Origin of the sequence: Methanobrevibacter sp. DSM 116169 (assembly GCF_046197865.1) — an archaeon.
In the GTDB taxonomy this organism is placed as follows: domain Archaea; phylum Methanobacteriota; class Methanobacteria; order Methanobacteriales; family Methanobacteriaceae; genus JAHKLT01.
In genome coordinates, this window is record NZ_CP166990.1 from 1,223,794 (window position 1) to 1,249,667 (window position 25,874).

The 25,874-nt window shown below is 28.8% G+C and carries 32 protein-coding genes and 1 tRNA gene; 5 read left to right on the forward strand and 28 right to left on the reverse strand.

Annotated features, from left to right (window positions below; genetic code table 11):
* Positions 1 to 5 precede the first annotated feature (5 nt).
* From ACA134_RS05970 to hdrA, 4 genes are read left to right on the forward strand one after another with little or no spacing between them, the layout of a single operon-like run.
* Positions 6 to 1,256, forward strand: a complete 1,251-nt coding sequence (locus ACA134_RS05970; RefSeq protein WP_409199510.1) for a methanogenesis marker 16 metalloprotein — start codon at positions 6 to 8, stop codon at positions 1,254 to 1,256.
* Positions 1,257 to 1,264: 8 nt separating this feature from the next.
* The gene (gene hdrC / locus ACA134_RS05975; protein ID WP_409199511.1) at positions 1,265 to 1,849 is read left to right on the forward strand and encodes a ferredoxin:CoB-CoM heterodisulfide reductase subunit HdrC; all 585 of its coding nucleotides are present in this window, start codon (positions 1,265 to 1,267) and stop codon (positions 1,847 to 1,849) included.
* Positions 1,843 to 2,826: a ferredoxin:CoB-CoM heterodisulfide reductase subunit HdrB gene (hdrB, locus tag ACA134_RS05980; RefSeq protein WP_409201078.1), complete on the forward strand. Its 984-nt coding sequence runs from the start codon at positions 1,843 to 1,845 to the stop codon at positions 2,824 to 2,826. Before hdrC ends, hdrB begins: the two co-directional genes overlap by 7 nt.
* Positions 2,819 to 5,161, forward strand: a complete 2,343-nt coding sequence (gene hdrA / locus ACA134_RS05985; RefSeq protein WP_409199512.1) for a ferredoxin:CoB-CoM heterodisulfide reductase subunit HdrA — start codon at positions 2,819 to 2,821, stop codon at positions 5,159 to 5,161. The genes hdrB and hdrA overlap by 8 nt, the downstream gene beginning before the upstream one ends.
* Before the next feature lie 209 nt (positions 5,162 to 5,370).
* Here the strand turns inward: hdrA and ACA134_RS05990 are convergent, their stop codons facing one another.
* Positions 5,371 to 6,114: an SDR family NAD(P)-dependent oxidoreductase gene (locus ACA134_RS05990; protein WP_409199513.1), complete on the reverse strand. Its 744-nt coding sequence runs from the start codon at positions 6,112 to 6,114 to the stop codon at positions 5,371 to 5,373.
* A 651-nt stretch (positions 6,115 to 6,765) separates the two neighbouring features.
* Here ACA134_RS05990 and ACA134_RS05995 point away from each other — a divergent pair.
* Positions 6,766 to 8,028 (forward strand): hypothetical protein, encoded by a 1,263-nt coding sequence (locus ACA134_RS05995; RefSeq protein ID WP_409199514.1) that lies wholly within the window; start codon positions 6,766 to 6,768, stop codon positions 8,026 to 8,028.
* A 142-nt stretch (positions 8,029 to 8,170) separates the two neighbouring features.
* On the opposite strand, the gene ACA134_RS06000 is transcribed toward ACA134_RS05995, so the two are convergent.
* The 27 genes from ACA134_RS06000 to ACA134_RS06130 form a co-directional block, all read right to left on the reverse strand.
* On the reverse strand, positions 8,171 to 8,704 hold the full coding sequence (locus ACA134_RS06000; protein ID WP_409199515.1) for a thiamine pyrophosphate-dependent enzyme: 534 nt from the start codon (positions 8,702 to 8,704) through the stop codon (positions 8,171 to 8,173).
* 9 nt (positions 8,705 to 8,713) lie between these two features.
* A complete protein-coding gene (gene comD / locus ACA134_RS06005; protein WP_409201079.1) occupies positions 8,714 to 9,214 on the reverse strand; it encodes a sulfopyruvate decarboxylase subunit alpha in 501 nt (166 codons plus the stop codon).
* 10 nt (positions 9,215 to 9,224) lie between these two features.
* A complete protein-coding gene (idsA, locus tag ACA134_RS06010; protein ID WP_409199516.1) occupies positions 9,225 to 10,211 on the reverse strand; it encodes a short chain isoprenyl diphosphate synthase IdsA in 987 nt (328 codons plus the stop codon).
* A gap of 34 nt (positions 10,212 to 10,245) precedes the next feature.
* Positions 10,246 to 11,592: an RNase J family beta-CASP ribonuclease gene (locus ACA134_RS06015; RefSeq protein WP_409199517.1), complete on the reverse strand. Its 1,347-nt coding sequence runs from the start codon at positions 11,590 to 11,592 to the stop codon at positions 10,246 to 10,248.
* Positions 11,589 to 12,647, reverse strand: a complete 1,059-nt coding sequence (fni, locus tag ACA134_RS06020) for a type 2 isopentenyl-diphosphate Delta-isomerase (RefSeq protein WP_409199518.1) — start codon at positions 12,645 to 12,647, stop codon at positions 11,589 to 11,591. The genes ACA134_RS06015 and fni overlap by 4 nt, the downstream gene beginning before the upstream one ends.
* 22 nt (positions 12,648 to 12,669) lie before the next feature.
* Positions 12,670 to 13,467, reverse strand: a complete 798-nt coding sequence (locus ACA134_RS06025; protein WP_409199519.1) for an isopentenyl phosphate kinase — start codon at positions 13,465 to 13,467, stop codon at positions 12,670 to 12,672.
* A 7-nt stretch (positions 13,468 to 13,474) separates the two neighbouring features.
* A complete protein-coding gene (mvk, locus tag ACA134_RS06030; RefSeq protein WP_409199520.1) occupies positions 13,475 to 14,437 on the reverse strand; it encodes a mevalonate kinase in 963 nt (320 codons plus the stop codon).
* 56 nt (positions 14,438 to 14,493) lie between these two features.
* Positions 14,494 to 15,090, reverse strand: a complete 597-nt coding sequence (gene rpsB, locus ACA134_RS06035; RefSeq protein ID WP_409199521.1) for a 30S ribosomal protein S2 — start codon at positions 15,088 to 15,090, stop codon at positions 14,494 to 14,496.
* Positions 15,091 to 15,099: 9 nt separating this feature from the next.
* Positions 15,100 to 15,288 (reverse strand): 4Fe-4S binding protein, encoded by a 189-nt coding sequence (locus ACA134_RS06040; RefSeq protein ID WP_409199522.1) that lies wholly within the window; start codon positions 15,286 to 15,288, stop codon positions 15,100 to 15,102.
* Positions 15,289 to 15,306: 18 nt separating this feature from the next.
* Positions 15,307 to 16,551, reverse strand: coding sequence for a phosphopyruvate hydratase (gene eno / locus ACA134_RS06045; RefSeq protein WP_409199523.1), 1,245 nt, complete (start codon positions 16,549 to 16,551; stop codon positions 15,307 to 15,309).
* Positions 16,552 to 16,671: 120 nt separating this feature from the next.
* Positions 16,672 to 16,854 carry a DNA-directed RNA polymerase subunit K gene (locus ACA134_RS06050; RefSeq protein WP_409199524.1) on the reverse strand — a complete coding sequence of 61 codons (183 nt, stop codon included), beginning with the start codon at positions 16,852 to 16,854 and terminating at the stop codon, positions 16,672 to 16,674.
* 65 nt (positions 16,855 to 16,919) lie between these two features.
* Positions 16,920 to 17,090, reverse strand: a complete 171-nt coding sequence (locus tag ACA134_RS06055) for a DNA-directed RNA polymerase subunit N (RefSeq protein ID WP_409199525.1) — start codon at positions 17,088 to 17,090, stop codon at positions 16,920 to 16,922.
* A gap of 41 nt (positions 17,091 to 17,131) precedes the next feature.
* Positions 17,132 to 17,530 (reverse strand): 30S ribosomal protein S9, encoded by a 399-nt coding sequence (locus ACA134_RS06060; RefSeq protein ID WP_409199526.1) that lies wholly within the window; start codon positions 17,528 to 17,530, stop codon positions 17,132 to 17,134.
* Positions 17,531 to 17,545: 15 nt separating this feature from the next.
* A complete protein-coding gene (locus tag ACA134_RS06065; RefSeq protein WP_409199527.1) occupies positions 17,546 to 17,968 on the reverse strand; it encodes a 50S ribosomal protein L13 in 423 nt (140 codons plus the stop codon).
* Positions 17,969 to 17,977: 9 nt separating this feature from the next.
* On the reverse strand, positions 17,978 to 18,343 hold the full coding sequence (locus ACA134_RS06070; RefSeq protein WP_409199528.1) for a 50S ribosomal protein L18e: 366 nt from the start codon (positions 18,341 to 18,343) through the stop codon (positions 17,978 to 17,980).
* Positions 18,343 to 19,161, reverse strand: coding sequence for a DNA-directed RNA polymerase subunit D (locus ACA134_RS06075; RefSeq protein WP_409199529.1), 819 nt, complete (start codon positions 19,159 to 19,161; stop codon positions 18,343 to 18,345). The genes ACA134_RS06070 and ACA134_RS06075 overlap by 1 nt, the downstream gene beginning before the upstream one ends.
* An 11-nt stretch (positions 19,162 to 19,172) precedes the next feature.
* Positions 19,173 to 19,565, reverse strand: coding sequence for a 30S ribosomal protein S11 (locus ACA134_RS06080; protein WP_409199530.1), 393 nt, complete (start codon positions 19,563 to 19,565; stop codon positions 19,173 to 19,175).
* Between the two features lie 8 nt (positions 19,566 to 19,573).
* Positions 19,574 to 20,119: a 30S ribosomal protein S4 gene (locus ACA134_RS06085; RefSeq protein ID WP_409199531.1), complete on the reverse strand. Its 546-nt coding sequence runs from the start codon at positions 20,117 to 20,119 to the stop codon at positions 19,574 to 19,576.
* Positions 20,120 to 20,191: 72 nt separating this feature from the next.
* Positions 20,192 to 20,641 carry a 30S ribosomal protein S13 gene (locus tag ACA134_RS06090; RefSeq protein ID WP_409199532.1) on the reverse strand — a complete coding sequence of 150 codons (450 nt, stop codon included), beginning with the start codon at positions 20,639 to 20,641 and terminating at the stop codon, positions 20,192 to 20,194.
* A 194-nt stretch (positions 20,642 to 20,835) separates the two neighbouring features.
* Positions 20,836 to 20,920: transfer RNA gene (locus ACA134_RS06095), tRNA-Ser, on the reverse strand.
* A gap of 95 nt (positions 20,921 to 21,015) precedes the next feature.
* Positions 21,016 to 22,533 carry an MFS transporter gene (locus ACA134_RS06100; protein WP_409199533.1) on the reverse strand — a complete coding sequence of 506 codons (1,518 nt, stop codon included), beginning with the start codon at positions 22,531 to 22,533 and terminating at the stop codon, positions 21,016 to 21,018.
* Between the two features lie 18 nt (positions 22,534 to 22,551).
* On the reverse strand, positions 22,552 to 23,517 hold the full coding sequence (locus tag ACA134_RS06105) for an RNA-guided pseudouridylation complex pseudouridine synthase subunit Cbf5 (RefSeq protein WP_409199534.1): 966 nt from the start codon (positions 23,515 to 23,517) through the stop codon (positions 22,552 to 22,554).
* Positions 23,518 to 23,605: 88 nt separating this feature from the next.
* Positions 23,606 to 23,827 carry a 50S ribosomal protein L14e gene (locus ACA134_RS06110; RefSeq protein WP_409199535.1) on the reverse strand — a complete coding sequence of 74 codons (222 nt, stop codon included), beginning with the start codon at positions 23,825 to 23,827 and terminating at the stop codon, positions 23,606 to 23,608.
* Entirely contained in the window at positions 23,828 to 24,346 is a 519-nt protein-coding gene (cmk, locus tag ACA134_RS06115; RefSeq protein WP_409199536.1) for a (d)CMP kinase, read from the reverse strand.
* A complete protein-coding gene (locus ACA134_RS06120) occupies positions 24,346 to 24,612 on the reverse strand; it encodes a 50S ribosomal protein L34e (protein WP_409199537.1) in 267 nt (88 codons plus the stop codon). The genes cmk and ACA134_RS06120 overlap by 1 nt, the downstream gene beginning before the upstream one ends.
* Positions 24,613 to 24,698: 86 nt before the next feature.
* Positions 24,699 to 25,298 carry a DUF106 domain-containing protein gene (locus tag ACA134_RS06125; protein WP_409199538.1) on the reverse strand — a complete coding sequence of 200 codons (600 nt, stop codon included), beginning with the start codon at positions 25,296 to 25,298 and terminating at the stop codon, positions 24,699 to 24,701.
* 16 nt (positions 25,299 to 25,314) lie between these two features.
* Complete coding sequence (locus ACA134_RS06130) at positions 25,315 to 25,872, reverse strand: adenylate kinase (RefSeq protein WP_409199539.1); 558 nt, start codon at positions 25,870 to 25,872, stop codon at positions 25,315 to 25,317.
* Positions 25,873 to 25,874 lie beyond the last annotated feature (2 nt).

Consider the following 25,874-nt stretch of genomic DNA (forward strand, 5'->3'; position numbering starts at 1 on the left):
TTATTTTGCTTAGAAAAAGTATTAATGAAATAAATAAAAAAATTGAAGATAATGAAGCTTCAGTTTATACTATTTCTGAATTTAAAAAACTTATTAAAGAAAATAAAACTCCTGAATTTGAAGATGTAGATGTAGTAACTTGTGGAACATGTGGAGTAATGTCTGGAACTGCAGCTATTTTTAATTTAACTGTAGCTGAGCCTGGACTTTTTAAAAAAGCTAAAAATATTTATTTAAATGGAATTCCTGGAAATGTTGGACCATGTCCCAATGAATGGTTAGGTTCTGTTGATCTTGTTTTACATGGAACAAGTAAAAGTACATACAACACTAATTATGGTGGAGGATTCCTTTTAAAAGATTTATTAGAAGGTAAAGAAATTTCTATTAAAGTTGAAAGTATTGAAGGTGAAACATTTACATCTAAAACTTCACTAAAAGAAATGGGAAGAGCTCAATTAATTGGAACAAGAATGGCTTTTAAAAATTATACTGCTTTTACAAACCCGAATAATGAATCTATAAGTTCTATTTTTAATGCTATTCCATTAGAAGGAAATCTTAAAGGCCTTACCTTCTCAGGATGTGGAGATTTAAATCCATTAGAAAATGATTCAGATAATAATGTTATTAAAGAAGGATCTAATGTTCTTTTAAATGATTCTAAAGGAATTATTTTAGGTGAAGGTACAAGAAGTTCAAATGAAAAACCTAATTTAATGTTATCTGCAGACATTAAGCAAATGAATTCTGAATTTGTTGGAGGATTTAAAACTGGTGAAGGTCCAGAAATTTATAATACAATAGCTATTCCAATACCTGTTTTAACAGAAGAAATTTATAATAATCTTTTAATTACAAATGAACGCATTCCATTAAATGTTGCAGACATTAAAGGTAGACATTTACCATTAGCACAAACTAATTATAGCCTAATGTGGGATAATCATGAAATGAGGCCTAAATTTGACAGTTCAAAATGTAATAATTGCCTAAATTGTAAAGTAGAAGAATATTGTCCAACAGAAGCTTTTAAAGATAATAATTTAAATATTAAAAAATGTTTTGGTTGTGGAATTTGCATATATAATTGTGAGAATGATTCATTTGAAATGAATATAGGTAATGTAGACCTAAATATAAATAATCAAAATTATAATATACCTATTTACTGTAGACAATCTGATATTTTAAGAGCTAAAAAGCTATCCTCTAAATTAAAAACAATGATTGAAAATAAAGAATTTTTATTATAAGTGAAACCATGAAATTAAAACTTAATGAAGAACCACACTCATTGGCAAATTATATTCTAAATGATTTAAAATCATCTGAGAATATGGGATTACTCAGATGTGTCCAATGTGGAATGTGTACATCAACATGTCCTGGAGCTAGACACTCCCAATATAATCCTAGAGATATGATTGAAAGAATATTACAAGGAGATACAACAGTTATTAAAGATGAAGATATTTGGAACTGTTTTTATTGTTATACATGTCACAGTATTTGTCCTGTTGGAAATAGTGCATGTGAAGTAAATCAAATTTTAAGACAAATTGCAATTGATTCTGGTGAAGTTAATGAAAAAGTAAAACCATTTCTTGAATTTGGAGATAGTTTTCTAACATTAGCTATTGGAGGAATTCCATCAATCTTTTTCCCGCAAATGAGAGAAGATATTGGAGATGAATGGTGGGAATTTAAAGAAAATTTAGATAATGTAAGAGAAGAACTTGATTTAGATAGCTATATTCCTACAGAAGATTCAATTGAAGAGGTAAGAACATTACTTATAAATTCAGGTTTTGAAAAAAGAATTAAGAAAATAGATGGTGAATTATGAAAAACATTCCTGATAAAGATATATTACTTTTTAAAAGCTGTTTAGTTTCAACAGAATATCCTGGAATAGAATCATCCACTAAATATGTTTTTGATAAAGTTGGAATTGATTATGATATTTCTAATCGTCAAACTTGTTGTACTGGTCTTGGCCATTATTCTGATATCTTTGATCAATATTCAACAACTGTTATTGGAGCTCGAAACTTCCATGTTGCAAATGAGTTAAATAAAAAGAATTTGGTCATGTTATGTGCTACTTGTTATGCAATTAATAAAAAAGTAGCTAATATATTAAATAATAAACATGATACAAGAGCTGAGATTAATAAACTATTTAGAGATTCCAATTTAGATGAAATGCAATATGAAAAAGACAGTATTGATTCAAGAGAAAATATATTCCATGTAGTTGATATTTTATATAATAAAAAAGAGGAAATAGCTAAAAACATCAAGTTTGATGTATCAAAATTTAAAATAGCTACTCATCATGGATGTCATTATTGTAAAGTTCATTATAATGATACCATTGGGGGAATTAGAGATCCTAATATTATTGATGACATTGTTACTTATTGTGGTGGTAAAACAATAGCTTGGTATGATCATAAAAAAACTACTTGTGGAGCTGGTTTTAGACAACGTTTTGTAAATAAAGATTTATCAATGGATGTTACTTTAGATAAATTAAAATCTATCAACAATGATGGTGTTGAAATTCTTATTCATTTATGTCCTAATTGTCATGTTCAATTTGATAGATATCAAAAATATATAGATTCTAATAAAGAATTTAATATGATTCATTTAAATATTGCTCAATTTATTGCACTTGCAATGGGAGCAGACCCATATAAAGTTGTGGGTATTCAAACACATAGTGAAAGTATAGAACCATTTATTGAAGAGTTAAAAGAAAATGTTTTAGATTCTACTTTAGATGAGAAAATAGTGGAAAGTGATAGCAATGTCTGATGTTAAAGAACCAATTATAGCTAAATTAGAACAAAACAAATCTGATTTACGAATTGGAGTATTTATTTGTAGATGTGGAGGAAATATTTCTGATGTAGTAGATATTAAAAAATTAAAATCAGAAATAAATGCTGAAGTTATTGAAGAATTTGAAAATCTCTGTTCTTTAAATGGACGTAAAATTATAAGGGAAAACGTTATTGACAATGAACTTGATAGAATTGTTATTGCTGCTTGTTCACCTATTTCTCATGAAAAGACATTTCAAGAATATATTCAGCCATTAAATCCTTATTTAATGGATATGGCAAATTTGAGAGAACATTGCTCTTGGGTTCATGATGATAATCCAGAAATGGCAACACGTAAAGCAATTGTTCTTGTAAATGCATCTATAGAGAAGGTCAAACAATCAAATGCAGTTGATCCAATTTCATATCACACTCCAAAAAATGTAGCTATTATTGGAGGAGGAATAGCTGGAATGAATGCAGGTCTTTCACTTGCAAAACAAGGAATTGATGTTGATTTAATTGAACAAACTCCAACTATTGGAGGAAACATGGCAAAAATTGGAAAAGTTTTCTCTCCTGTTAAAATAGCTGAAGAATGTGGATTATGTCTTTTAAATCCAATATTAAATGAATTTGTTTGGCATAAAAATATCACTGCACATACTAATTCTAATGTAGTAAGTTGTGAAAAAAGAGGAGGAAATTTCACACTTTTAATTGAAAAAAATCCTCGTTATGTAGATACAGATAAATGTATTTCTTGTGGAAAATGTGGTGAAGCATGTGAAGTAGAAGTTAATGATTCTTGGAATGATGATTTATCTAAGCGAAAAGCAATTTATAGACCTTTCTCACAATCTTATCCTGATTCTTATGTAATTGATATGGAAAACTGTGAAAAATGTGGTAATTGTATTAGAGTTTGTCCTATGAAAGCAATCCATTTAAGACAAGAAAAGGAAATGGTTCCACTTAATGTTGGTTCAGTTATAATAGCTACAGGCCATAAACTATTTGATCCTAATTTAAGACCAGAATATGGTTATGATAGATATGATGATGTAATTACTCAAAGTGAACTTGGAAGGATTATGGGAGTTAATGGTCCTACAAAAGGAAAACTTGAGAAGTTATCTAATGGAAAAGTTCCTAAAAGAATTGTAATGATTCAATGTGTGGGTTCAAGAGATGAAAAGCCTGATGGTCACCAATATTGTTCTAAAGTATGTTGTATGGTAGCTTTAAAAAATGCAAACATTATTAAACACAAATATCCTGATACTGACATTGTAATATGTTATACTGATGTTAGAACTCCTGGAATGTATGAAAAATATTATAAACATTCTCAACAATCTGGAATACGTCTTATAAGAGGTCGTCCAGGAGAAGTTATTAAAAAAGATGATGATTTTATTGTTAGAATAGAAGATACTTTAAAGAAAGAATTTATTGAACTTAAAACTGATATGGTTGTATTATCAACAGCTATTGAACCTTCAGAAGGTACAAAAGAAATAGCTAAAATTATGAATGTTGGTATGACTGAAGATGATTTTATTAAAGAATCTCATCCAAAAATAAAACCTGTAACAACAGATGTTAAAGGAGCTTATGTTTGTGGAACAGCACAAGATCCTAAAGATATTACAGAAAGTATTATGCAAGCAACCTCAGCTGCAGCTAAAGTTTCTGAAATGATTCATCAAGGAGTTGAAATTGAACCATTTATAGCTGAAATTGATGAAGAACTTTGTAATACATGTGGAAAGTGTATTGAAGCTTGTAAATATAAGACATTATCTGTTAAAGATGATTTAATGTATGTTGATCCTATGTCTTGTTCTGGTTGCGGTAAATGTTTAAGTGCATGTAGTGAAAATGCAATAAACATTAAAGGAAATATAGAAGAAAAGATTTTTGGAACCATTTATGGCTTGTTAAAAGATAAAAAAGAAGATGAAAAACGAATTATTGTATTTTTAGATAGTATTGGTTATACTACAACTGATAATATTGGAGTTAATAGAATAAAACTACCTGAATCAATATATGTAGTTAAAGTTCATTCAATAAATAGAATAAAACCAAAACATATTCTTTATGCTTTAAAAAATGGTGCAGATGGTATTTTTATTGGAGAATATCCTGGAAATGTTATGTATGAAGAAGTAGAGCATAAAATGGAAGATATTCGAGATGATATTTCCCGTGAAAATATGAATCCTGAAAGATTAATGTTTTCAAATGTATATATTCCTCATTTTAGAGGACTTGCAGAAAAACTTACAGAATTTAATGAAAAAATAAAAAAATTATAATAGTAAAATATCTAAAAAATAATATAGTCTCCACACACTTAAATCTTACTATTTTTAACACATAAAATCAACAAAAAAGTATTAAAAACCAGAGTAAACAAGTAATACAAAAAATTTCAACGATTAAAAAAAATATAAAGGAAAAATACAAAAAATTTAATTACTGGGCACTCTCAATATTAAAATTTTAAATGTAGGAATGAAGAGTTTTAAGCTTCATATCCTCCATCTACTCTAATACTTTGTCCACTTACATAAGCTGAGTCATCACTAGCTAAAAATAAAGCAACAGATGCTATATCTTCAGGAGCTCCACATCTTTTAAGAGTACAACCTTGAATTATATAATCTAATGCTTCTTCTCCTCCTGCACTATCTAACATTGCAGTTTTAATTGATCCTGGAGCAATAGCATTAACACGTATTTCAGGACCTAATTCATAAGCCATAGATTTATTTAATCCTTCCATAGCATGTTTAGATGAAATATATGCAGCAAATCCATGGTGACCAGCATAACCTGCAATAGATGATGTATTAATAATCACACCTTTGCCTTTTTCTTTCATTATAGGAGCTACTTTTTGAGCTAAAATTAAAGCAGCAGTTACATTAACATTAAATACTTTATTCCATTCCTCTAAACTCACTTCTAATAATGGATTTAAACTTAACATTCCTGCATTATTAAATAATATATCTACAGTTCCATAAGCATCAACTGTTTTATCGATAATTTTTCCAACTTCATTTAAATCAGTCATATCAACTATTAGATAAATAGCTTCACCACCATTTTTTTCAATATCATCAACAACTTCTTTTGCACGTTTTTCATTTCTTCCAGTAATAACTACTTTAGCTCCTTCTTTAGCAAATAATTTAGCAGTTTCTCTTCCCATACCTGATGTTGCACCAGTTACAATTGCAACTTTACCTTTTAATTTGTCCATTTTAACACCCTCTTATTCATTAATATTTAAATAATAGTATTTTTTATTTTAAAAATACTTAATATAATATATGATGTTCATAATATTTAAATAAGATCTATATTCTTTTTAATTAATATTTATGAAAAATTTTTTAAAAATCGTTATTGGATAAATAATATAAATCAAATATTTTTCATGGGATTTTTTTTGTTGTTTTAGTATATAATTGAATATAATCTCCACAGACTTAAATCTTACTATTTTTAACACATAAAATCAGCAAAAAAGTATTAAAAACCAAAGTAAACAAGTAATACAAAAAATTTCAACGATTAAAAAAAAATACTGGACACTCTCAATAAATACTTTTACAAAATTTTCAAAAGCACTTTATTCAATTAAAAAAAGTTTAAATATAGGTACAGAATATGTTAAAGACCAACATATTGATTTAGAAAAAAATCTTTTAAACAAAGGCATTCATGAATCAGGTTGCCTTATATTATTAGATTGTTAGTGACTGTCAATTTGTTAGTTGGGTTTTTTTATCAAAAATTATTATTTTTATAATTTCTTTATTTTTTTTTTGATTTTTGTGCTTTGTGCACGTGTTTTTTTTAAAAATAAGCTTAAAAAAGTTTATATAGGCGGAGAAACATATTATTAAGTATGTACCTCGAAAAAATATGCTCTCCAATTAGTAATTTGTCTGATGTTCAATATAAATTTTGCTTTCCAGGATTGGAAAAACGTGAAAAACAAAGTAAATTTAGTGTTGATAGAAGTGTTTATACGAATGATAGTCGTTATTATGCTTATAATAATAGTTTTTGTAAGCATTGTTTCTCTCGTGATCTGATTAAACATGGTTTTAATTCTAAAATGTTGATTTCAGTTGATGGTGATGAAGATCATATTTTTGTTCAAAAGTATTTATGTAAAAAATGCGGTAAAATTTCTCAAACAGAATTTCAAGATGAATATGATCCTTATTGTAATTTTTCTAATAATACATTAAATAAATCTAAAGAAACTATGTCATTAGAACGTGTATCATTAAGAAATCTGTCAAAAAATCATGAAACATTTAATAACATTAAAATTTCTCATGAAACAGTTAGAAAATCATTAATATTAAATTCTAATTTATATTACATAAATACTGATGTTGAATTATCTAACTATTATGGATATGATGAGCAATGGGTTAAAATTAATAAAAAATGGCAATATAGATGCGTAATATTCGATTTAGTCAATAATGTTCCTATTGCAGAGGAATTAACTGATAATTTAAGCAAAAAATTCATTAAAAATTTTATTGATAAAAATATACCTCCACACAAAAGAAAATTCATTGTAACAGATTTAAAAAAAGAATATGATAATATAATGCGTCAATTAGGTTTTGATCACCAATACTGTACTTTTCATTTAAATTTAAACATAAATAAAAATTTAACTACTTTTTACAATAAAGCAAAAAACAAATACATAAAAGAATTAAAAAACAATGATCCTGAAATGTCAAAAACAGAAATAGATGAACTTGTAGATGAAAAATTAAAAACTATTAAAAAGGAAATAAACGAATATAAACAATGGTTCTGGCAACTATTCCAATTTAAAACATATGGTGAAGCATTAGAATTTATAGAAGAAATAAAAGAAAAATTGCCTGAATTTCCAGAGATATTAGGAGATTATTTGAAAAATAATTTCATGCCCATTTATAAAAAATTCTTAGTTTTCCTCAAAAAAGAACATAAAACAAAAGCATGCCAAACAAATAATAAAACAGAAAATTATATTGGCAACATAATGCCTAAATCATACAAAAAGAAATTTAGAACAGAAATAGGCCTCATGACACAAATAAAACACAGAATAAAAAATTGGATAAAAAACCGAAAAACCCAACTAACAAATTGACAGTCACGATTGTTATATATTATATCAATCTTTAAATCAAAAAATAGGTTTTATTACCCAAGATAAAAGAATTTTAACATTAAAAAAAGAAATTCAAATTATATTTAATCTCGATTTTCCAGTTTATAACCCTAATAATTATTTATAACGATTTCATAAATCTATTTTTTATTTGCTCTGGAGATAAAGGTATAATATTAGATGAATTATTGTTACCTTTTTCAATTTGATAATTTACAAAAGTCGTTTCATTAAAATTAATAATTTCTTTTAAAGGTAAATCTCCATATTCAAAGGATTTGATTCCTACACTTTCAGCTATTTTTAATAAATTAACATCTTGTGCATATGTATCTTGTCCACCAGTTGAACCATAAACTCCATTATTTAATAAAATCCATGTTAAGTTTTTAGGATTTTGACAATGTGTAGTGACTAAAGAACCTAAATTCATTAAAAGTGATCCATCACCATCAATAACAACAACATTTTTATCTTGAGATAAAGCTATTCCAAGACCGATTGATGAGACAAGACCCATTGAACCAATCATGTAAAAATTTTCAGCTCTATCATTAATATCATATAATTCCCTTGATGGAAATCCAATATTACAAATGACCAATTCATCATCAATTGATTTCATAATTTCTTTAATTGCATCAAAACGTTTCATATTATCAAATCATTTACAAGTCCAAAAATCAATTTCAAGTAAAATAGCTATGGGTAATTGATTTTTTAAAGATTTTTTCCAAGAATTGCTAATAATATCTAATGATTCATCACAGGATTCAGGTTTAAAATATTCAATATTTAATGAATCTAAAACTTTAGGTGTAGCTTTACCCATTGGAACTTGTCCAACAATAGATTCACCTTTTGTTCCCCTATGAGACATAATCATTACAAGAGGAATTTTATATAATTCAAAAAGAGATGTAAGGCCGTTAACACAATTTCCAAGCCCTGAATTTTGCATTAAAATAGCTACTTTACGACCTGAAAGATATGCTCCTGCACAAATTCCAATTCCTTCTTCTTCACGTGTTACAGGAACATGAGTAATTTCATCATCGTTTTCAATTAAGTTAATGAGTGTAGCTAAGTTTATACAAGGAACAGTTACAATAAAGTCGATTCCTGCTTTTTTTATACCTTCATAAACATAGCTACTGTTTTCCATAATACCATTTTTAAGAATGTCTTTCAAGAACAAAATCTGCAATAGAAAAAAGTGTCTGTTTAGCTTCAGAATCAGGCAATATTTTTAATAGTTCTTTAGCATCTTTAACATTTCCAAGTGCAACATCACGAGCATATTGAATAGACCCATATTTTTCAAAAAGATTAATAGCTGTGTCTATATCATCTTTAGAAGAAGCTTCATCTTTAAGGATTTTTAATAATTTTTCAGAATCTTCAGGACTTGCTTCCTCTAATGCTTTAATAGCAAGTAATGTCATTTTACCTTTAGCTATATCACTACCTGCAGGTTTTCCAATAGATTCTTCATCTCCTATAACATCTAAATAATCATCTTGAATCTGGAAAGCAAGACCAATAAGTTTTCCATATTCATACATAATGGAATTAACTTCATCATCAGCTCCGCCCATAATAGATCCAACTTTTGTAGCTGCAGCTATTAAAGCACCAGTTTTTTTAAAAATCATTTCTAAATATTCTTCTTCTTTAACATCATATCTGCCTTCAAAACTAATATCTAATGCTTGACCTTCACAAATTTGAACACATGCATCAGCAACAGTAGCTAAAGCTTTGTTATTTTGAGCAGGTGGTTTTTTAGAATTAATGATTAATTCAAAAGCCTTTGAAAATAAAGTATCTCCAGATAATATAGCTACATCATCTCCCCATACTTTATGAACAGCAGGAACTCCACGTCTTACATCATCATCATCCATAATATCATCATGAATAAGTGAAAATGTATGAATAAGCTCAATAGCTGCTGCAGAATTTAAGGAATCTTTTTTATTAGAACCTACAGCTTCAGAAACTATTAAAGTTAAAGTTGGTCTAAGCATTTTTCCACCAGCTTTAGTTAAATAAATTGAAGCTTCTTGAAGATTATTTGGAATAATTGTAGAAAGATTTTCATCTATCGCTCCTTTAATTTCCTTAGAATAATCATTTAATAATGTTGTTACATCACTCATTAAAAATCCTCCAGTATATAATTATTATATGATATTAATCACTATTAAAAACTTGTGCTTGTGCATTTCTTAAAATATGGACGTCTTTACCAATTCTATATCCTTCTTCTTCTGCAAGTTCACCATATGCAACAAGCATAGATAAATCTCCATGAGCAGGAATAATATGAGCTGGTTTTAACATTCTAAGGAAATCCCTATGATCTTCACGACCAGCGTGTCCAGATACATGAGCATTTGAATAAATTCTAGCACCACTAGTTTTTAATCTACGTTCCATAATATGCCTATTTGCAGCATTTGTTGGATTTGGAATAATAGGTGCTGATATAATAACATTATCTCCTTTTTTAACATTGAAAGGAGTTTTTCCATTAGCTATTCTAGGAAGCAATGCATCAGGTTCACCTTGGTGACCTGTAGTAACAAGAACATATTTATCCCTATCATCTTCAGCTTTTAAAAGTGCTTTATTAATAGCTTTTGGATTACCATAAATACTAGCATTTTTTGGTAATTTTAAAATTCCTTGCTTTTCAGCCATTCCACAAAAACGTTCCATTGACCTACCTAAAAATAAAATTTCTCTATGGCTCTTTTTGGCAATATCGGCAATAGCTTGAACCCTTTCAACATGAGAAGAAAATGTTGTAACAATCATTCCAGCTTTCTCTTGAAGAGGCCCTTCCATAAGATCTTCTAATATTATTCTTGCAACTCGCTCAGAGTAAGTTTTAACTTCTCCAAATTCTTTTGCATTAGTAGTTTCTACAATAAGAGTTAAAACACCCTTATTACCTAATTCTCTTAACCTTTTATAATCAGGTGGTGGGGAAACTTTTTGATGATTATCAAATTTAAAATCTAATGCATAAACAATAATCCCTTCAGGAGTATGTAAAACTGGAAACACAGCTTGAGGAATACTGTGAGTAGATTGAACAAATTCCAATACTATATCATTGGACAATCTCATTTTTCCACCAGGATTTAAAACCTTAATTGGATTATTTACTTTGAACTTACGTTCACCTTTTATTTGCTTTTCAACTAATGCAGTTGTATAAGGAGTTCCAATAAGTGGAGCATCATATCTATGAGAAAGTTTAGCTACAGCACCTATGTGATCTAAGTGTCCGTGAGAGAAAACTATTCCTTTTACTTTACCATCAACATCTTTCATTAATGTATCATCAGGAATAACTCCTCTTTCAATTAAATCTAAACTGTGCATTCTATCTATATCAGTATCTTCATGTATACTGATTCTATCAAGATGTATACCCATATCAAAAATTACTACATCTTCTCCTACTTTAACAGCAGTCATGTTTCTTCCTACTTCCTCATAACCACCAATTGCAATTACTTCTACACTCATAATTTTTTTCTCCCTGTGTATTCTTTTGTGTTAAACCCTCTTTCTTGAAGCCATTCTTTAGTTTTACCACTAATAATTAAATTAGAGTTTTTAAGTTCCTCTAAATTACTAGCTCCAACTAAAAACATAGCTACTTTTAATGAGTTATTAAATTTATCAATATATTCAATTATATTTTCATGACCTAAATAAGCATTTTTAAGCATAGGTAATGCAATACCTACGCTGTCAGCTCCAAGAGCAATAGCTTTTGCAGCATCAAGTCCTGAACGGATACCACCAGAAGATACAATAGGTAAATTTACAGATGAAGATACCTCAGCAGTACTAATAGCTGTAGGTATTCCCCAATCCCAAAATGTTTCACCCATATATCTATCTTCAGCACGATATGTTTCAACAGCAGCCCAACTGGTTCCACCTGCACCACCAACATCAATATAATCAATACCAGTGTTTTCAAGACTTATTGCAGCTTCAGCAGAAATTCCAGTACCAGTTTCTTTAATCATAATAGGAATATCAACTAAATCATTAATTTTTTCTATAGAATCTAAATAATTACTTGCATCAACATCTCCTTCAGGCTGAATTGATTCTTGTAAGACATTTAAATGAATAGCTAAAATATCAGCATCTAACATTGAAGCTGCATCTTCAGCATAATCAATTTGAGGAGCTCCAATATTACCAAGTATTAATGAAGAAGGAGCATATTCCCTAGCTATAGAATAAGTTTCTTTAAGTGATGAATCTTCAACAGCAGCTCTTTGACTTCCAAGGCCTAAAGCTATTTGTTTTTGCTCACTAGCTATGGCTAATTCTTTATTAATAGTTTTAGCAGCAGGATGACCTCCAGTAATAGCTGTAATAAATAAAGGAGAGGATAATTTTTTTCCAAAAACTTCTGTTGAAATATCTATATCTTTTTTATTTATTTGTGGAAGAGCATTATGAATAAGTTCTATATCTTCAAAACCAGTAGTTTTGTTTTTATAATTAACATCATAATTATCACAAATTAAAAGATGTTCTAATTTTCTATCTGAAATCATTTTTAACTCCAATCATAAATAATTATTTTTTTGAAATAATTGTCCCTTTTATATCTTCATCTTCTAAAGCTTTATATACAAAATCTTTTTTACCAATATTAATTATTTTAGATTCAATTCCTAAATCAGCTAATTCTAAAAGTTCTTTAACTTTGCCAAGCATTCCACCAGTAACATCAACATTAGTGGTTAAATCAAAGGAATCTAAATCATCCAAAGAATTAAATTCTTTAAAAAAAGTAGCATCATTATTAGTTTTTGGGTTTTTATTATAAACTCCATCAACATCTGTTCCTAAAATAATCTTATCTGAATTTAAATTTTTAGCTAAATATTGAATAATCTGATCACCAGATAAAACAACGATTTTTAAATCATCATCTAAAACAACATCCCCATATAATATAGGAATAAATCCTTCTTTTAAGTATTTTTTAAGGAAATCTAAATTAGCTATATTAATTCTACCATTAGATGTAGAAATAAAAGTTGAAGGTTGAAGAGAAATAACAGGTAAATTATTATTTGTAAATACTTCACAAACTTCCATGTTTAATTTTTTAACAGCATTTTGTGTTTTAGAAAATCCAATTCGCTTTTCAGGATATTCACTATTTTTAAATTCTTTTCCAATACCATATTTTTTAGCAGGAGGATGACCAAATGAACCTGCACCATGAACAATAACTAATTCCTTATGTTTTTTATCAAGTGACCTTTTAATTTCACTAGCTATTCTATTTAAATTATCATAATCAATTTCAGGATTAACAGAATCTTTTTTAGTTAAAATACTGCCTCCAAGTTTTAAAATAATCATAAAATCCCTATTGTTTCACTTGAAAATAAACACCCTTAGGAGTGAATTTTGTTTTTAATATGTGTTCATATTTAGCAATTTCAGAAGCAACAGTATCTATATTATCAGGACATAATGCAATAATACTTCCACCACCACCAGCACCAGTAATTTTAGCACCAATAGCTCCCTTTTTACGGGCTAAATAAACCATTCTAGAAAGTTCAGGAGTAGATACTCCTAAAGCATCTAAAAGACCATGGTTAATATTCATTAGTTCTCCAATTTTATTAACATCATTATTTAATAAAGCATATTTTCCACTATTAGTTAATACGCCCATTGAAGAAATGATTAAAGCAACAGTTCCAGGATTATTTTCTTTAAGATCCCTCACATCTTTAACCATTTTTCCAGTATTTCCATGTTTAGATGTATAACCTATAACAAAAGGAGTATGAAAATTAATTTTTAATCTTTGAAAACGTCTATCTCTTGAAAGATAAATAAGCCCTCCATTAGTACAAACAAGTGTATCTAATGGACTTGCAATTCCTTGAACAGTTTCTTCAATATTATGGGCATCATCAGCAAGAGTTCTTCTAGAAAATTTTTTACCATGATATTTATACAATGCTGCTAAAGTAGCTACTGTAACAGCTGCAGAAGAACCTAATCCAGATCCAATAGGAATATTTGAAGAAAGAGTAATTTCAATAGGACTATGATCATGATGTTGATATAAAGCTTCTAAAATATATCTAATTATTCCAGGTTTACCTTTTTTTAAATAATATTTTTTAGATTTTGAATTAATTTCAGCTTCAAAATTTAAATCATGAGATTTTAAAATAGTTTTATCAGTTGGTGATTTTTTGATTTTGACAACAGCTCTTTTATTGACAGCACCAGCTATAGCAGGTTCACCATAAACAACAGAGTGTTCTCCAAACAATATAACCTTTCCAGGAGCAGAAGCAATAACTTCCATAAATTCACCAAAAGAATAATTTTAATAATTATTTAAAAAATTAAATAAAAGAAATATTAAAATTTAAGTTCAAAATCACTTGCACTTAAATCAATTTCTCCATCTTCAGGAATAGTTCCTTTTTCTCTTAAAATTTGTCTTGCAAGTAACCAGTAAACAAGAGCAATAGCTTTTCTACCTTTATTGTTTACAGGAATTACAATATCTACAAAACTAAGTAAATTTTCAGTATCACATAATGCAATAACAGGAATACCATTTTGTTTTGATTCAATAACAGCTTGTGAATCAGATCTAGGATCAGTTACAAGAATAACTTTTGGTTCGATGAATTTAGCATATTTAGGATTAGTTAATGTACCAGGAATGAATCTTCCAGGAATAGTTTTACATCCTACAACTTCTCCGAATTTTTTAACAGGAGCTTGACCATATTGTCTTGTAGCTACAGCTAATATATCATCAGCATCATATTTAGCTAATAATTTAGCTATTTGCCTAATTCTTTCATCTGTTTTTTGAATATCTAAAACATATAATCCATCTGATCTTACACGGAAAATATATTTTTCCATATCACTAGTTTTTTGTTGAGTACCAATATGTAACCCAGCTGCTAAATAATTATCTAATTCTATTAAAAGTTCTGACACTTAAACCACCTAACCTTCTATTTTAATTGCATCATTTGGACATACATCCATACAAATTTCACATAAAGAACAAATTTCCTCGTTTTCTACGACAATTTTGTCCCCTTCAATTACAAAAATACCCATAGGACAAGTATCCACACATTCTGCACAACTTGGACCTTGGCATTTATCATGATCTATAATAACTTTAGCCATCTTATCATCTCATAAAATTTAAAAATCTGCCATTTGAGGATTGGAAAGTTCTTCATCAATCCTTATTAATTCATTAAGTTTAGCTATTCTTTCTCCACCTAAAGCTCCAGTTTTAATCATAGGAGCATTGAAACCTACAGCCAAATGAGCAATAGTCTCATCAGTAGTTTCACCTGATCTGTGAGAAACAACAGGAATAATATCATTTTCTTTAGCAAGCTTAACAGTTGCATAAGTTTCAGATAAAGAACCTATTTGATTAGGTTTAATAATAATAGCATTAGCTGCTTTTTTCTCAATTCCTTCAGCTAAAATTTCTTTATTTGTAACAAATAAATCATCACCACAAATAAGACATCTATTTCCAACTTTACTAGTTAATTGAGCAAAACCATCAAAATCAGCCTCATCAAAAGGATCTTCTACATAAAACATATTATATTTTTCAATAATTTCTTTAACAAATTCTATCTGATCACCAGTATCTCTTTCAATACCATCTTGACCATAAATATATTTTTGTTTTTTAGAATCCCATAATTCTGATGCAGCGATATCTAAAGAAGGTAAAATTTGTATACCAGTTTCATCACTTATTTCTTCACAAGCTTTTGCTTGAATTTCTAATGCATCATCATTAGAAATATTAGGTACCCATCCACCTTCATCTCCTTTTCCACCAGTGAATAAGGAGTCTTTTTTTTGAATTAATTCTTTTAATCTTTTATGAACTTGAGTATTAGTAAAAACTGCATCTGTAATATTTTCAGCACCTACAGGAACTACTAAAAATTCTTGAATATCTGGAGCATGTACACCAGCATGTGCACCTCCATTCATCATATTTCCAAGTGGGAAAGGCAATTCATTAACTAAATTTCCACCTAAAAATTTATATAAAGGCATGTTATATGAAGCTGCTGCAGCTTTAGCTGCTGCCATTGAAACAGCCACAGTAGTATTACCACCAATAGCTGATAAATTATCAGTACCATCAATTTCTCTTAATACTAAATCAATTTCTGATAATTCTTCAGTATCCATACCAATTAATTCAGCTGAAATTAAATCTTCAACCTCACTTATAATCTTATCTACTCCACCATCAGGAAAAGACTGAACTTCTCTAGATCCAGTACTTGCCCCACTTGGTGCAGCAGCTCTTCCAAATCCATTCCAAGTAATTATATCTACTTCTACAGTTGGATTTCCTCTGCTGTCCAAAATTTTACGAACTCGGACATCTTCTATAATACTATCCAAAAAAACACCTCAGTGTCAGTTAATTTATTACCATATAATCTATAATTTAAAAAAATTAGAAGTTGATTTATAGATTAAAAATGGTATTTTTTATTTTTTTTAATTAAACAGTTTAATAAACTATTCTTCATCTTTAATAACATCTAATGGTAAGATATTTGCTTTTAATTCTGCATAAGCAATATCAATAGGATCTATTAATCCATTAAGTTCAATTAATGGTTTAGCCCCCATAGATATTTGAATAGCTCTAGCTCCAAGGAGTCTAGCTCTTTCAAATCTTGTTAAATTTTTATTATCCATTATTTACACCTATACTTCTTTTATACAACATAATAATAAAAAAATATTCCTAGTTGCATGAAAAGTTATTTCCATGTTTCAACATTGGAAATTAACATTCTCCTGCAGCAATACCTTTTAAATCCCATGTCATCTAAGATGTCTTTTGATTTTTCACCATCAGCTAATCGAGTATTATATTCATCAAAATAAGCTGAAACAGGTTTTCCGCAACTTACGCATCTAATAGGAATCATTTAAATCATCTAATAATAAAATATAAAGTTAAATAATTGAATTATCTGTAACTTTTTTGTTTACGTGCTCTTGCACCAGGCCCACCATATTTCTTAGGTTCTGAACGTCTTGGATCGCCTACTAACATAGTTCTGTCATATTGGACATATTTTTCTTTTAAATCCATATCTTGACTCCATTGAACTAATCCTTTAGCAATTACCATACGTGCAGCTTCAGCTTGACCCATTACTCCTCCACCAAAAACATTGACATTAATGTCAACATTATTAGCTAAATCACCAGCTAATAATAATGGTTCAGTGAGTTTTAAACGAGCCATTTCAGGAGAGTAAAGTTCAATAGGAGTTTTGTTAATTCTAACCTTCCCATTTCCTTCTTGAACTGTGCCTCTTGCAACAGCTGTTTTACGTTTTCCACTTGTATGAATAACTTTCATTTAAAACACTCCAATTTAGAATTTAGCCCCTAAAAGTTTAGAAAGCTCTCCTAATTCAATTCCTTTTTTAATATCATTAAATTCTGCTTGAGGAACTGATTCACATTCAACATCCTTAAATTCTCTTGGAACTCCTACAAATGATTTTAATCCTTTATAAGCATCCCTACCTTTACTTTTTTTGTAAGGTAACATTCCTCTAACAGTTCTTCTGAAAATATCATCTGGTCTTCTAGGATATTTTGGACCTAAATCTCTTGGATTAGATATACTAGCTCTGTCTAATCTTTGTTTGTATTTAGCATAAGCCCATTCTTTGGAACCAGTTAACATTATTTTTTCAGCGTTGAGAACAACTACCTCTTCACCTTCAAGAAGATTCTTACTAATAACACTAGCAAGTCTTCCTAAAACATGTCCTTCTCCATCTATAATCATAAAAACACCTTATTCCATTATCCTAACATTACTACCTTTAGGATTATCTTCTACTAATTCAGCAATAGATAAACATTTCCCGCCAGCTTGCTCAATTTTTTCTTGAGCTTTAGTTGAAAATTTTAACGCAGCAATATTGACTTTGTTTTCTAAATTACCATTAGATAATACTTTACCTGGTACTAAAATAGTCTCATCAGCATTAGCAAATCTATTAATATTAGATAAATTTACTTCTGCAGATCGTCTATTAGATTTTTGAAGTCTTTTAGCAATATCTTTCCATATAGCTGCATCTTCTTCGTGAGACTTATTAATAAGTTCGTTTATAAGATTAACAAGGTTAGGATTAGTTTTTGTTATTTTTTTAGCCATTATTTATTTCCTCCTTCACTAAATCTGATAAATTTATCTGATTTTTCACCTAATTCATCACAAGCTTTTAATAAAACTTCTTTAGGAGTCATTGATCCATCAGTTTCAATATTAAATATAAAATTGTTATCTTGATGCCCTATATTAATATAATTGTTAACAGAAGCTCTAGAACAACTTTTACACATAGAACAATCCTCAATATCTAAAACTTTAATAACTTTTGATCTTCTATCAGCTTTTAAAATCCCTCTAGGACATGCATCAGCACAATCATAGTCGATTTCAACATCGTCATTAAAAGTTATTTCAGGATATTGTTTATATGCACAAACAGTAGTTGGCATCCATTTAGCATGAACTTTACCTTTTCCTAATTTAGCTACTGCTTCAATTTTAAGTTCTTCGCCTTCTTTTAAATTAACAATAGGGATAGTATCATATACAGGCCTAATTTTTGAGTCATTAGAATGTAAATCTTTAGAGTAAATAGTTTTAACACCTTCTTTAGGACCAGTAGCTTCTAAAGTAAAAGAAACACTACATTTTGGACAACTATCTCCACAATCACATTCATCAGCCAATTCCATACCTTCAACAAATTCTAAGTTGGAAACTAAGGGTGTTAAACCTAATCTATGAGCTAATACCTCATTAAACATTGAAGAATCATTTCTAATAATATTAACATCTTCAATAGCTAATTTAGGTACATCCATCATAGCTGAACGCCTAATTGCATTAATAAAAGGTACTTCTACATCTTTGACAATAAGAGTCATCTCATCATCATTTTGACTTTTGACATCAATCTCCATATTAAACCCTTCTATAATCTTCTTCCTCTTTTACCACCAGGTCTACCAGTACCATCGTGAGGAATAGGAGTTATATCTTCGATTTTTCCTATTTTAATTCCAGCTCTTGCTAATGCACGAATAGTAGCTTGTGCACCAGGACCGGGACTTCTAGGTCCGTTTCCACCAGGAGCTCTTACTTTAATATGTAAACCAATAAAACCTTTTTCTTTAGCATCTTCAGCTACTCTAGTAGCTGCAGCCATTGCAGCAAAAGGAGAAGATTCTTGCCTATCTGCACGAACAACTTTTCCACCAGACCATTGAGTTATGGTTTCTGCACCAGTAATATCAGTAACAGTTATAATTGTGTTATTGAATGATGAATAAATATTAGCTATTCCCCATTTTTCGTCGTTTGCCATAATTACACCTATTCATTATTTTCTTCAACAATTTCAGCTTTATCAGCATTATTGTGTTCTTGTATTTGTTTAGCTACAGGAGAAGATCCATAAAATCCTATTTGATCTTCTTGACCTCTTAAAACAACATAACTTGGAGAATCTATTTTTTTACCATTTAAAGCAATATGTCCATGTACAACAAACATTCTTGCTTCTTTAGGAGTACGTGCTAAACCTTTTTTATATACTACAGTTTGCAATCTTCTTCTTAAAATATCTTCAACAGTTAAGTTTAAAATATCTTCAAGTGCAGCGCTTTCTGCTAATACACCTGTTCTAGCTAAGTGACCTAACAATTCTAATTTTTCTACTTCTACTTGATCTGAAGAAAAACCTAATAAATATCTTGCTTCACGACTATATCTTCTAACTAATGTATCAGCTTTCCAAATTTCTTTTTTATTTTTTAAACCGTACTTAACCATTAGTTTGTTTTCATCTTTAATTCTTTCTGCATTCCAAGGATGAGGTGGTGTGTTATACTTCTTCCTTGATTTTCTTGGGTGTCCCATTATATTATCTCCTTAATAAAATAATTATAAAAAAATCTATCTTTTATAGATTTAATAAAATAAATTATGAGTCTATCCTCTTGATCTACTTACGCCAACTGATGAGCCTTTTCTGAAAGTAGACTTGGTTCTTTGACCTCTAACAGGTAAACCAACTTCATGTCTACGACCTTTATAACTTCTAGTTTTTTTCATTCTATTTAAATCATCTCTTAAAATCATATCAAGATCAGATTCAATTAAATGACTAGTTTCACCAGTTTCATAGTCATTCCTTCTATTTAACATCCATTCAGGAACACCATGTTCTTTAGGATTTTCAATAATTTTTTCAATTTTTGCAACTTTTTCATCTTCAAGATAACCAATTTTATCAGTTGAGTTTAATCCTAATATAAGAGACATAGACCTAGATAAAGATAATCCTACACCTTTAATATCAGTTAAAGCGTGTTCAATGGTTTTATTACCATCTACATCCTTTCTAGAAATACGCACCAAGTGCTTAAATTCGTCTTCCATTAAATAACCTCCATTTATAGAGCAAACCTACGAGACTTAAAAAAGAATAGGTTCGAATGTTTCGTATTACAAAACACAGTTTTATTCAACAATACTAAAACTTAGTATACAACTAAGAGTTCATAAATATCAGATAAAAACAATCATTTATAAAATTAGTAGAATAATTAAAATAACTGTTTAAAGCTAATAAACGCCGAGACTGGGATTTGAACCCAGGAGGGGATAATCCCCACAAGATTTCCAGTCTTGCGCCTTACCAAGCTAGACTATCTCGGCAAAATAATACAAATAAAATAAGTATTATAGTATAACAAAATATTTAATATTTAACATATTTAAATGTATTGGTAAAAAATAAAAAATATCAAAAATTAAGAATATTTAATATTTTTTAAAGTAAAAGAAAGGCCTAAACCAATTATAAGAATTAATATAATAACATTCATTACTAATTTCATTGCATTAAAAACAATAATATTAGAAATTTCTTTAACATGATAATTTTCTTTTTGATCTTCACTAAGTGTACCTACTTTATTAACATAATTTTTCGCATCTTCTTTAAAATGAGCATCATCAATCTTCTCAGGATAATATTGATCAATTGCATCATAAAGCCCTCCAAAAGCACCTAGAATTAAAATTGTTCCAATAACCGCAGTACCCATAGAAATACCTAAATTAGCAGAAGTAGAAATGAAACCTGAAGCTGAAGCTTGATCTTTTTTCTCAATTTCATTTAATGCTAAATCTAATATTAATGAAATTACAAATCCTAAACCTCCACCAAGTAAAAACATACCTGGTAGTAATGTTATTAAATCTATATCTAACCCAAAATTAAATCTTAAAAGTAATGCACCAATTATAGATATAACAAAGCCAAAACAAATTATTAATTTATGAGATATATAATTAGTAAGTCTAGGAGATATTAATGCAAATAATAATAAACCTATTGTTAAAGGAACCAATGTTAAACCAGTTGTAAAAGCATCAATTTTCATAACAGATTGTAAAAATATAGATATTGAAAATAATGCACCTGCAAGTGCAACACTTGCAATTAAACGAATTATAGATCCAACAGATAAATTTTTAATTTTAAGCATTGATACATCAAATAAAGGTTCATTTCCATTATTTTTTAATTTATTTTCATAATAATAAAATATAGCTAAAATAATAATTGCAAAAACTATGATAAATGGAGAAAATTGTACAAAATCTGAATTAATAGCTAATATACCTATAACTAAAACAACTAATCCAAAAATTGATAAAATAGATCCTAACTTATCAAATCTTCCTGTACTTATAGGCTCAAAGTCTTTAATTTCTTTAGAGAAAACAAAAATAAATATTATTACAATTAATTCAACAGCAAAACCAAATCTCCATGAAAGAAATGTTGTAACAAATCCTCCAAATAAAGGACCGATAGCTGCAGCTATTCCTGCCATTGCACTAACAATAGAAAGAGCAATAGTCCTATCTTTTCCAGTATAAGTTCTACTAACAATAGATAATGTAGCTGGAGTCATTAAAGCTCCACCAATTCCTTCAAGTAATGACCATCCAAAAAATAGCATTGGAGCCGATTGACTAATAGATGCAATAAATGTACCTACACCATAAAATATAGCACCAATTAAAAATATCTTTTTTTGACCATAAATATCTTGAAGTTTTGCACCAACAAGCATTAACGATGCAGTAATTAAAGTATAAAAAGTAATAATAGTTTGTATTGTTCCAATATCAGTGTTTAAATCTTTGACTAAAGATGTAATAGCAACATTCATAAAAGTAGAATCCAAAGCTATAACAAATGAAGCACAAGCAATAATGATTAATAATAACCATTTTCGAGAATTATTTTTCCCCATTTTAAAAAAGCTCCTCAATTATTTCCACATCATTGGATAAACATCTTCTTTCATAAAGACTTTATTAGTATTAACAACGATTCCAGAATTAGCTGTAATTAATTCTTCTAAATCAACTAATAAATTTCCTGAAGCAACTAATTCTCCTTTTAAAGAAAAGATAGCTACTTGATTGTGTTTTTTAATGTCATCTGAGAAGGAACTTATACCTCCAACAGCCAGATCAGCACCATGACAAATTGCCCCCACAGCTGAATCTTTAATAATAATTTTAGGTAAATGATCTGCAACTCTCTCCATTGGGCGAATAGCTTGTCTTAAATACTCTTCATCACCATCTTCTCTGTAAAAATGATAACTATCTGTTAAATCATGTAATGTAGTTAAATTTGATTTTTCATTAAATGATCCAACTTGAGTTCTACGTAGTTCTGCCATATGAGCACCAACACCTAAAACTTCACCAATGTTATGGCAATAAGTTCTAACATATGTTCCTGCTTCACATCCTATTTTAAAAAGAACATCTCTACCATCAATTTCATAAATAGTAGAATAATAAACATTACGAGTTCGAAGTTCCCTTTTAACTGCGGATTTTACAGGAGGTAATTGATAAATTTTACCTGTAAATTCTTTAAAGACTTCTCTAATTTTATCTTGAGAAACATTTTCATGTAATCTTAAAAGACAAACATATTCTTTAGGAGCTTCAAGTAAAAGTTGAATAGATTTAGTTGCATCATCAATCCCTACTGGAAGAATACCAGTGACTTTAGGATCAAGTGTACCACCATGACCTGTTTTTTCACAATCTAAAATTATTTTAATCCATGCATCTACTTCATGAGATGTAGGCCCAGATGGTTTATCTAAATTAATAATGCCTTTGGAAATATATTCTTCAATAGGTCTTTCATCAGGTATACAACCATATGAAGGATTTGTACTTGATTTAGATAAAACAACCATATTCTTTTTCATAAAAATCACAAAAAAATAATCACTCTAAAAATAAATGAGTTTTAAAAATAAGTTATGGAAAATATTTTATTAAAATAAAACATTTTCATTATAAAGCTTTTAAAGCATCTTTAATAGCTTCAGCATCGTTAGAAACTTCGATAGTATCTGCAGTAGGTTCTAAATGAGCAATATTACATCTTCTATTTTTTACAGATTCACCGATAACTTCAACAAAGTTTTCATCAATAATTTCAACTATTGCACATTTTTCGCCTGCTTCTCTACCAGCAGTTTTAACACATACTCTTCCTTTTTCAATTGATACCATTTATATCACCTTTAATGTTGTAAATATAATTTCAGCAATACTTTCAGGGACAAACCTATTAGTATTGATTAATATATCATAAATATCTAGATTGTTAATATTAATATTATGAATATCTAGATATCTTAAAGCTTCACTATCTTCACGTATTTTAATTTCACGTATAGCTACTTCTTCTGATTTTGATTCCCTATTACAAATTCTTTTAGCACGAACATCAAATGGTGCAGTTAACCAAATTTTTAAATCTGCATTAACAAAATAAGCAGACAATCTTCCTTCAATAATAAGGTTTTCAGAATTTTCAGCTAGTTCAGCTTGTTTTTTGTCAATTTCAATATCGATGTCAGTATTATTTTCAGCATATTTACTAAATTCAATAACAGACATTCCATTTTCTTTAGCCATTTCTCTGAAAATTGATCCAGTAGAAACATAAGGAATATCAAGTTTTTTAGATAATACTTCAGCTGCAGTAGTAGTACCACTACCAGCTAAACCACCGATTGTAATAATCATTATTGTCTTGCCTCATTTTTGAAATGCTTACGCATGCAAGCAGAACATAAATATCCACCATAAGGCCTACTAGGTCTTTTTTGGGTTTTGGATAATTTATTAATTTCATAAGGACGTCCACGAGGAACACCATTTAAAGTAGCTCCACATTCACCACAAACATGTTTACTTGGTTTTTTCTTTTTATATCTTAAAACGTTTTCTCCACCAGGAGTATTTTTACGCATTCTTTTATATGATCTAGATCTATATCTTAATTCAGGCATTTAATCACCTAATTTTATAATTTTTAAATAAATGTATTAATTTGAGATATTAATAATATGTTTTTATTATTAATAAATATAATTTATTAGAATCCTTGTTTGATTCCTACAAATTTTCTTAAAATTTGACCAATAGCTAATGTACAAATAAAGTACCAAAGAAGCCATCCAATTGCAAATGGTATAGTTGCCTCACCGCCATAAATTAATGGTCCAATAGTATGCCAAATTGGAGTTAAAGTTCCATAATAAACAGTAACTGGAAGGTTAACTATTAAATCACTAATGGCTGAAGATCTCATCCACCAAAACACAAGTAATATAGGAACCATTGTAACAATAGCAGGTTTAAATGAATTAGTCATCATTTTACTTTGTTTTTCCATGAAATCCACTTGTTTAGCCTGTAATTTAGCTATTTTTTTACTATCTCCACTTTTTTGAGCTTCACGAAGCTCATTTTGAAACTCTTTCATTTCTTCCCTAATATCATTCATTTCATCGTGATCTACTAATAATTTATTAGCAACTGTAGTAATAATTGAAACAACCAAACTAATAACAAATACTGTTAATATAGGATTAGATGGATTAGGATCTAATGCAATTAGTGGATTTAAAATGTCATTAATCGCTGCCATTATATAAGCAACAAAACCACCAATTGCAGTGAAAATATCAGCCATAATAATTCTCCTTTAACTATTTTAATAATTCGACAATTTTAGAAACTGTAGAATCTAAATGTTTATCATGATTTTCAACAACTTTAACTGTAGCTCCAGTTAAGGTAGCATAAGCCATTGAAGCAGCCCTATTCATCTCTTGATGTAATTTAATATTTTTAGCAGATTCCATGTCCCTAACACGAGTAGTGTCAGTTAATCTCCTATAAATAATTTCATCAGGATTAGCTTCAATTAATATGAACATATCAGGCAATAATTCTTCTAAAACCCATGCAGGAAGACCTGGTAAAAATCCAGAAGGAGTTGCTATAGTACAATGAGTATCTACAATAACATTTTCTTTTTCAGATTTTTCCTTAATTCTTCTAGCAGCTTTCTTTTGAATGCCTTTTTGGATATCAGGAGATAATTTTCTAAGTTCATCTCTATTATCAACAATTTTATCTTCAATAGCTATTTCAGTCATTATATCTCCATAATTTAAATGAAGATAATCTACTTCTTCAAGAGTTTTATTAAGAAGAGTAGTACTTCCTGATCCAGGAATTCCTGTTAAAACAATTAATTTCAAAC

Excerpts from the sequence above, each read along its gene's own strand:
- hdrC (WP_409199511.1), top strand. The coding sequence starts at position 1,265 with ATGAAATTAAAACTTAATGAAGAACCACACTCATTGGCAAATTATATT.
- hdrA (WP_409199512.1), top strand. The coding sequence starts at position 2,819 with ATGTCTGATGTTAAAGAACCAATTATAGCTAAATTAGAACAAAACAAA.
- ACA134_RS05990 (WP_409199513.1), bottom strand. The coding sequence starts at position 6,114 with ATGGACAAATTAAAAGGTAAAGTTGCAATTGTAACTGGTGCAACATCA.
- ACA134_RS05995 (WP_409199514.1), top strand. The coding sequence starts at position 6,766 with ATGTACCTCGAAAAAATATGCTCTCCAATTAGTAATTTGTCTGATGTT.
- ACA134_RS06000 (WP_409199515.1), bottom strand. The coding sequence starts at position 8,704 with ATGAAACGTTTTGATGCAATTAAAGAAATTATGAAATCAATTGATGAT.
- comD (WP_409201079.1), bottom strand. The coding sequence starts at position 9,214 with ATGGAAAACAGTAGCTATGTTTATGAAGGTATAAAAAAAGCAGGAATC.
- idsA (WP_409199516.1), bottom strand. The coding sequence starts at position 10,211 with ATGAGTGATGTAACAACATTATTAAATGATTATTCTAAGGAAATTAAA.
- ACA134_RS06015 (WP_409199517.1), bottom strand. The coding sequence starts at position 11,592 with ATGAGTGTAGAAGTAATTGCAATTGGTGGTTATGAGGAAGTAGGAAGA.
- fni (WP_409199518.1), bottom strand. The coding sequence starts at position 12,647 with ATGATTTCAGATAGAAAATTAGAACATCTTTTAATTTGTGATAATTAT.
- ACA134_RS06025 (WP_409199519.1), bottom strand. The coding sequence starts at position 13,467 with ATGATTATTTTAAAACTTGGAGGCAGTATTTTAACTAAAAAAGATTCT.
- mvk (WP_409199520.1), bottom strand. The coding sequence starts at position 14,437 with ATGGAAGTTATTGCTTCTGCTCCTGGAAAGGTTATATTGTTTGGAGAA.
- ACA134_RS06040 (WP_409199522.1), bottom strand. The coding sequence starts at position 15,288 with ATGGCTAAAGTTATTATAGATCATGATAAATGCCAAGGTCCAAGTTGT.
- ACA134_RS06050 (WP_409199524.1), bottom strand. The coding sequence starts at position 16,854 with ATGGATAATAAAAATTTAACAAGATTTGAAAGAGCTAGACTCCTTGGA.
- ACA134_RS06055 (WP_409199525.1), bottom strand. The coding sequence starts at position 17,090 with ATGATTCCTATTAGATGCGTAAGTTGCGGAAAACCTGTTTCAGCTTAT.
- ACA134_RS06060 (WP_409199526.1), bottom strand. The coding sequence starts at position 17,530 with ATGAAAGTTATTCATACAAGTGGAAAACGTAAAACAGCTGTTGCAAGA.
- ACA134_RS06065 (WP_409199527.1), bottom strand. The coding sequence starts at position 17,968 with ATGATTATAGATGGAGAAGGACATGTTTTAGGAAGACTTGCTAGTGTT.
- ACA134_RS06070 (WP_409199528.1), bottom strand. The coding sequence starts at position 18,343 with ATGGCTAAAAAAATAACAAAAACTAATCCTAACCTTGTTAATCTTATA.
- ACA134_RS06075 (WP_409199529.1), bottom strand. The coding sequence starts at position 19,161 with ATGGAGATTGATGTCAAAAGTCAAAATGATGATGAGATGACTCTTATT.
- ACA134_RS06080 (WP_409199530.1), bottom strand. The coding sequence starts at position 19,565 with ATGGCAAACGACGAAAAATGGGGAATAGCTAATATTTATTCATCATTC.
- ACA134_RS06085 (WP_409199531.1), bottom strand. The coding sequence starts at position 20,119 with ATGGGACACCCAAGAAAATCAAGGAAGAAGTATAACACACCACCTCAT.
- ACA134_RS06090 (WP_409199532.1), bottom strand. The coding sequence starts at position 20,641 with ATGGAAGACGAATTTAAGCACTTGGTGCGTATTTCTAGAAAGGATGTA.
- ACA134_RS06100 (WP_409199533.1), bottom strand. The coding sequence starts at position 22,533 with ATGGGGAAAAATAATTCTCGAAAATGGTTATTATTAATCATTATTGCT.
- ACA134_RS06105 (WP_409199534.1), bottom strand. The coding sequence starts at position 23,517 with ATGAAAAAGAATATGGTTGTTTTATCTAAATCAAGTACAAATCCTTCA.
- ACA134_RS06110 (WP_409199535.1), bottom strand. The coding sequence starts at position 23,827 with ATGGTATCAATTGAAAAAGGAAGAGTATGTGTTAAAACTGCTGGTAGA.
- cmk (WP_409199536.1), bottom strand. The coding sequence starts at position 24,346 with ATGATTATTACAATCGGTGGTTTAGCTGGTAGTGGTACTACTACTGCA.
- ACA134_RS06120 (WP_409199537.1), bottom strand. The coding sequence starts at position 24,612 with ATGCCTGAATTAAGATATAGATCTAGATCATATAAAAGAATGCGTAAA.
- ACA134_RS06125 (WP_409199538.1), bottom strand. The coding sequence starts at position 25,298 with ATGGCTGATATTTTCACTGCAATTGGTGGTTTTGTTGCTTATATAATG.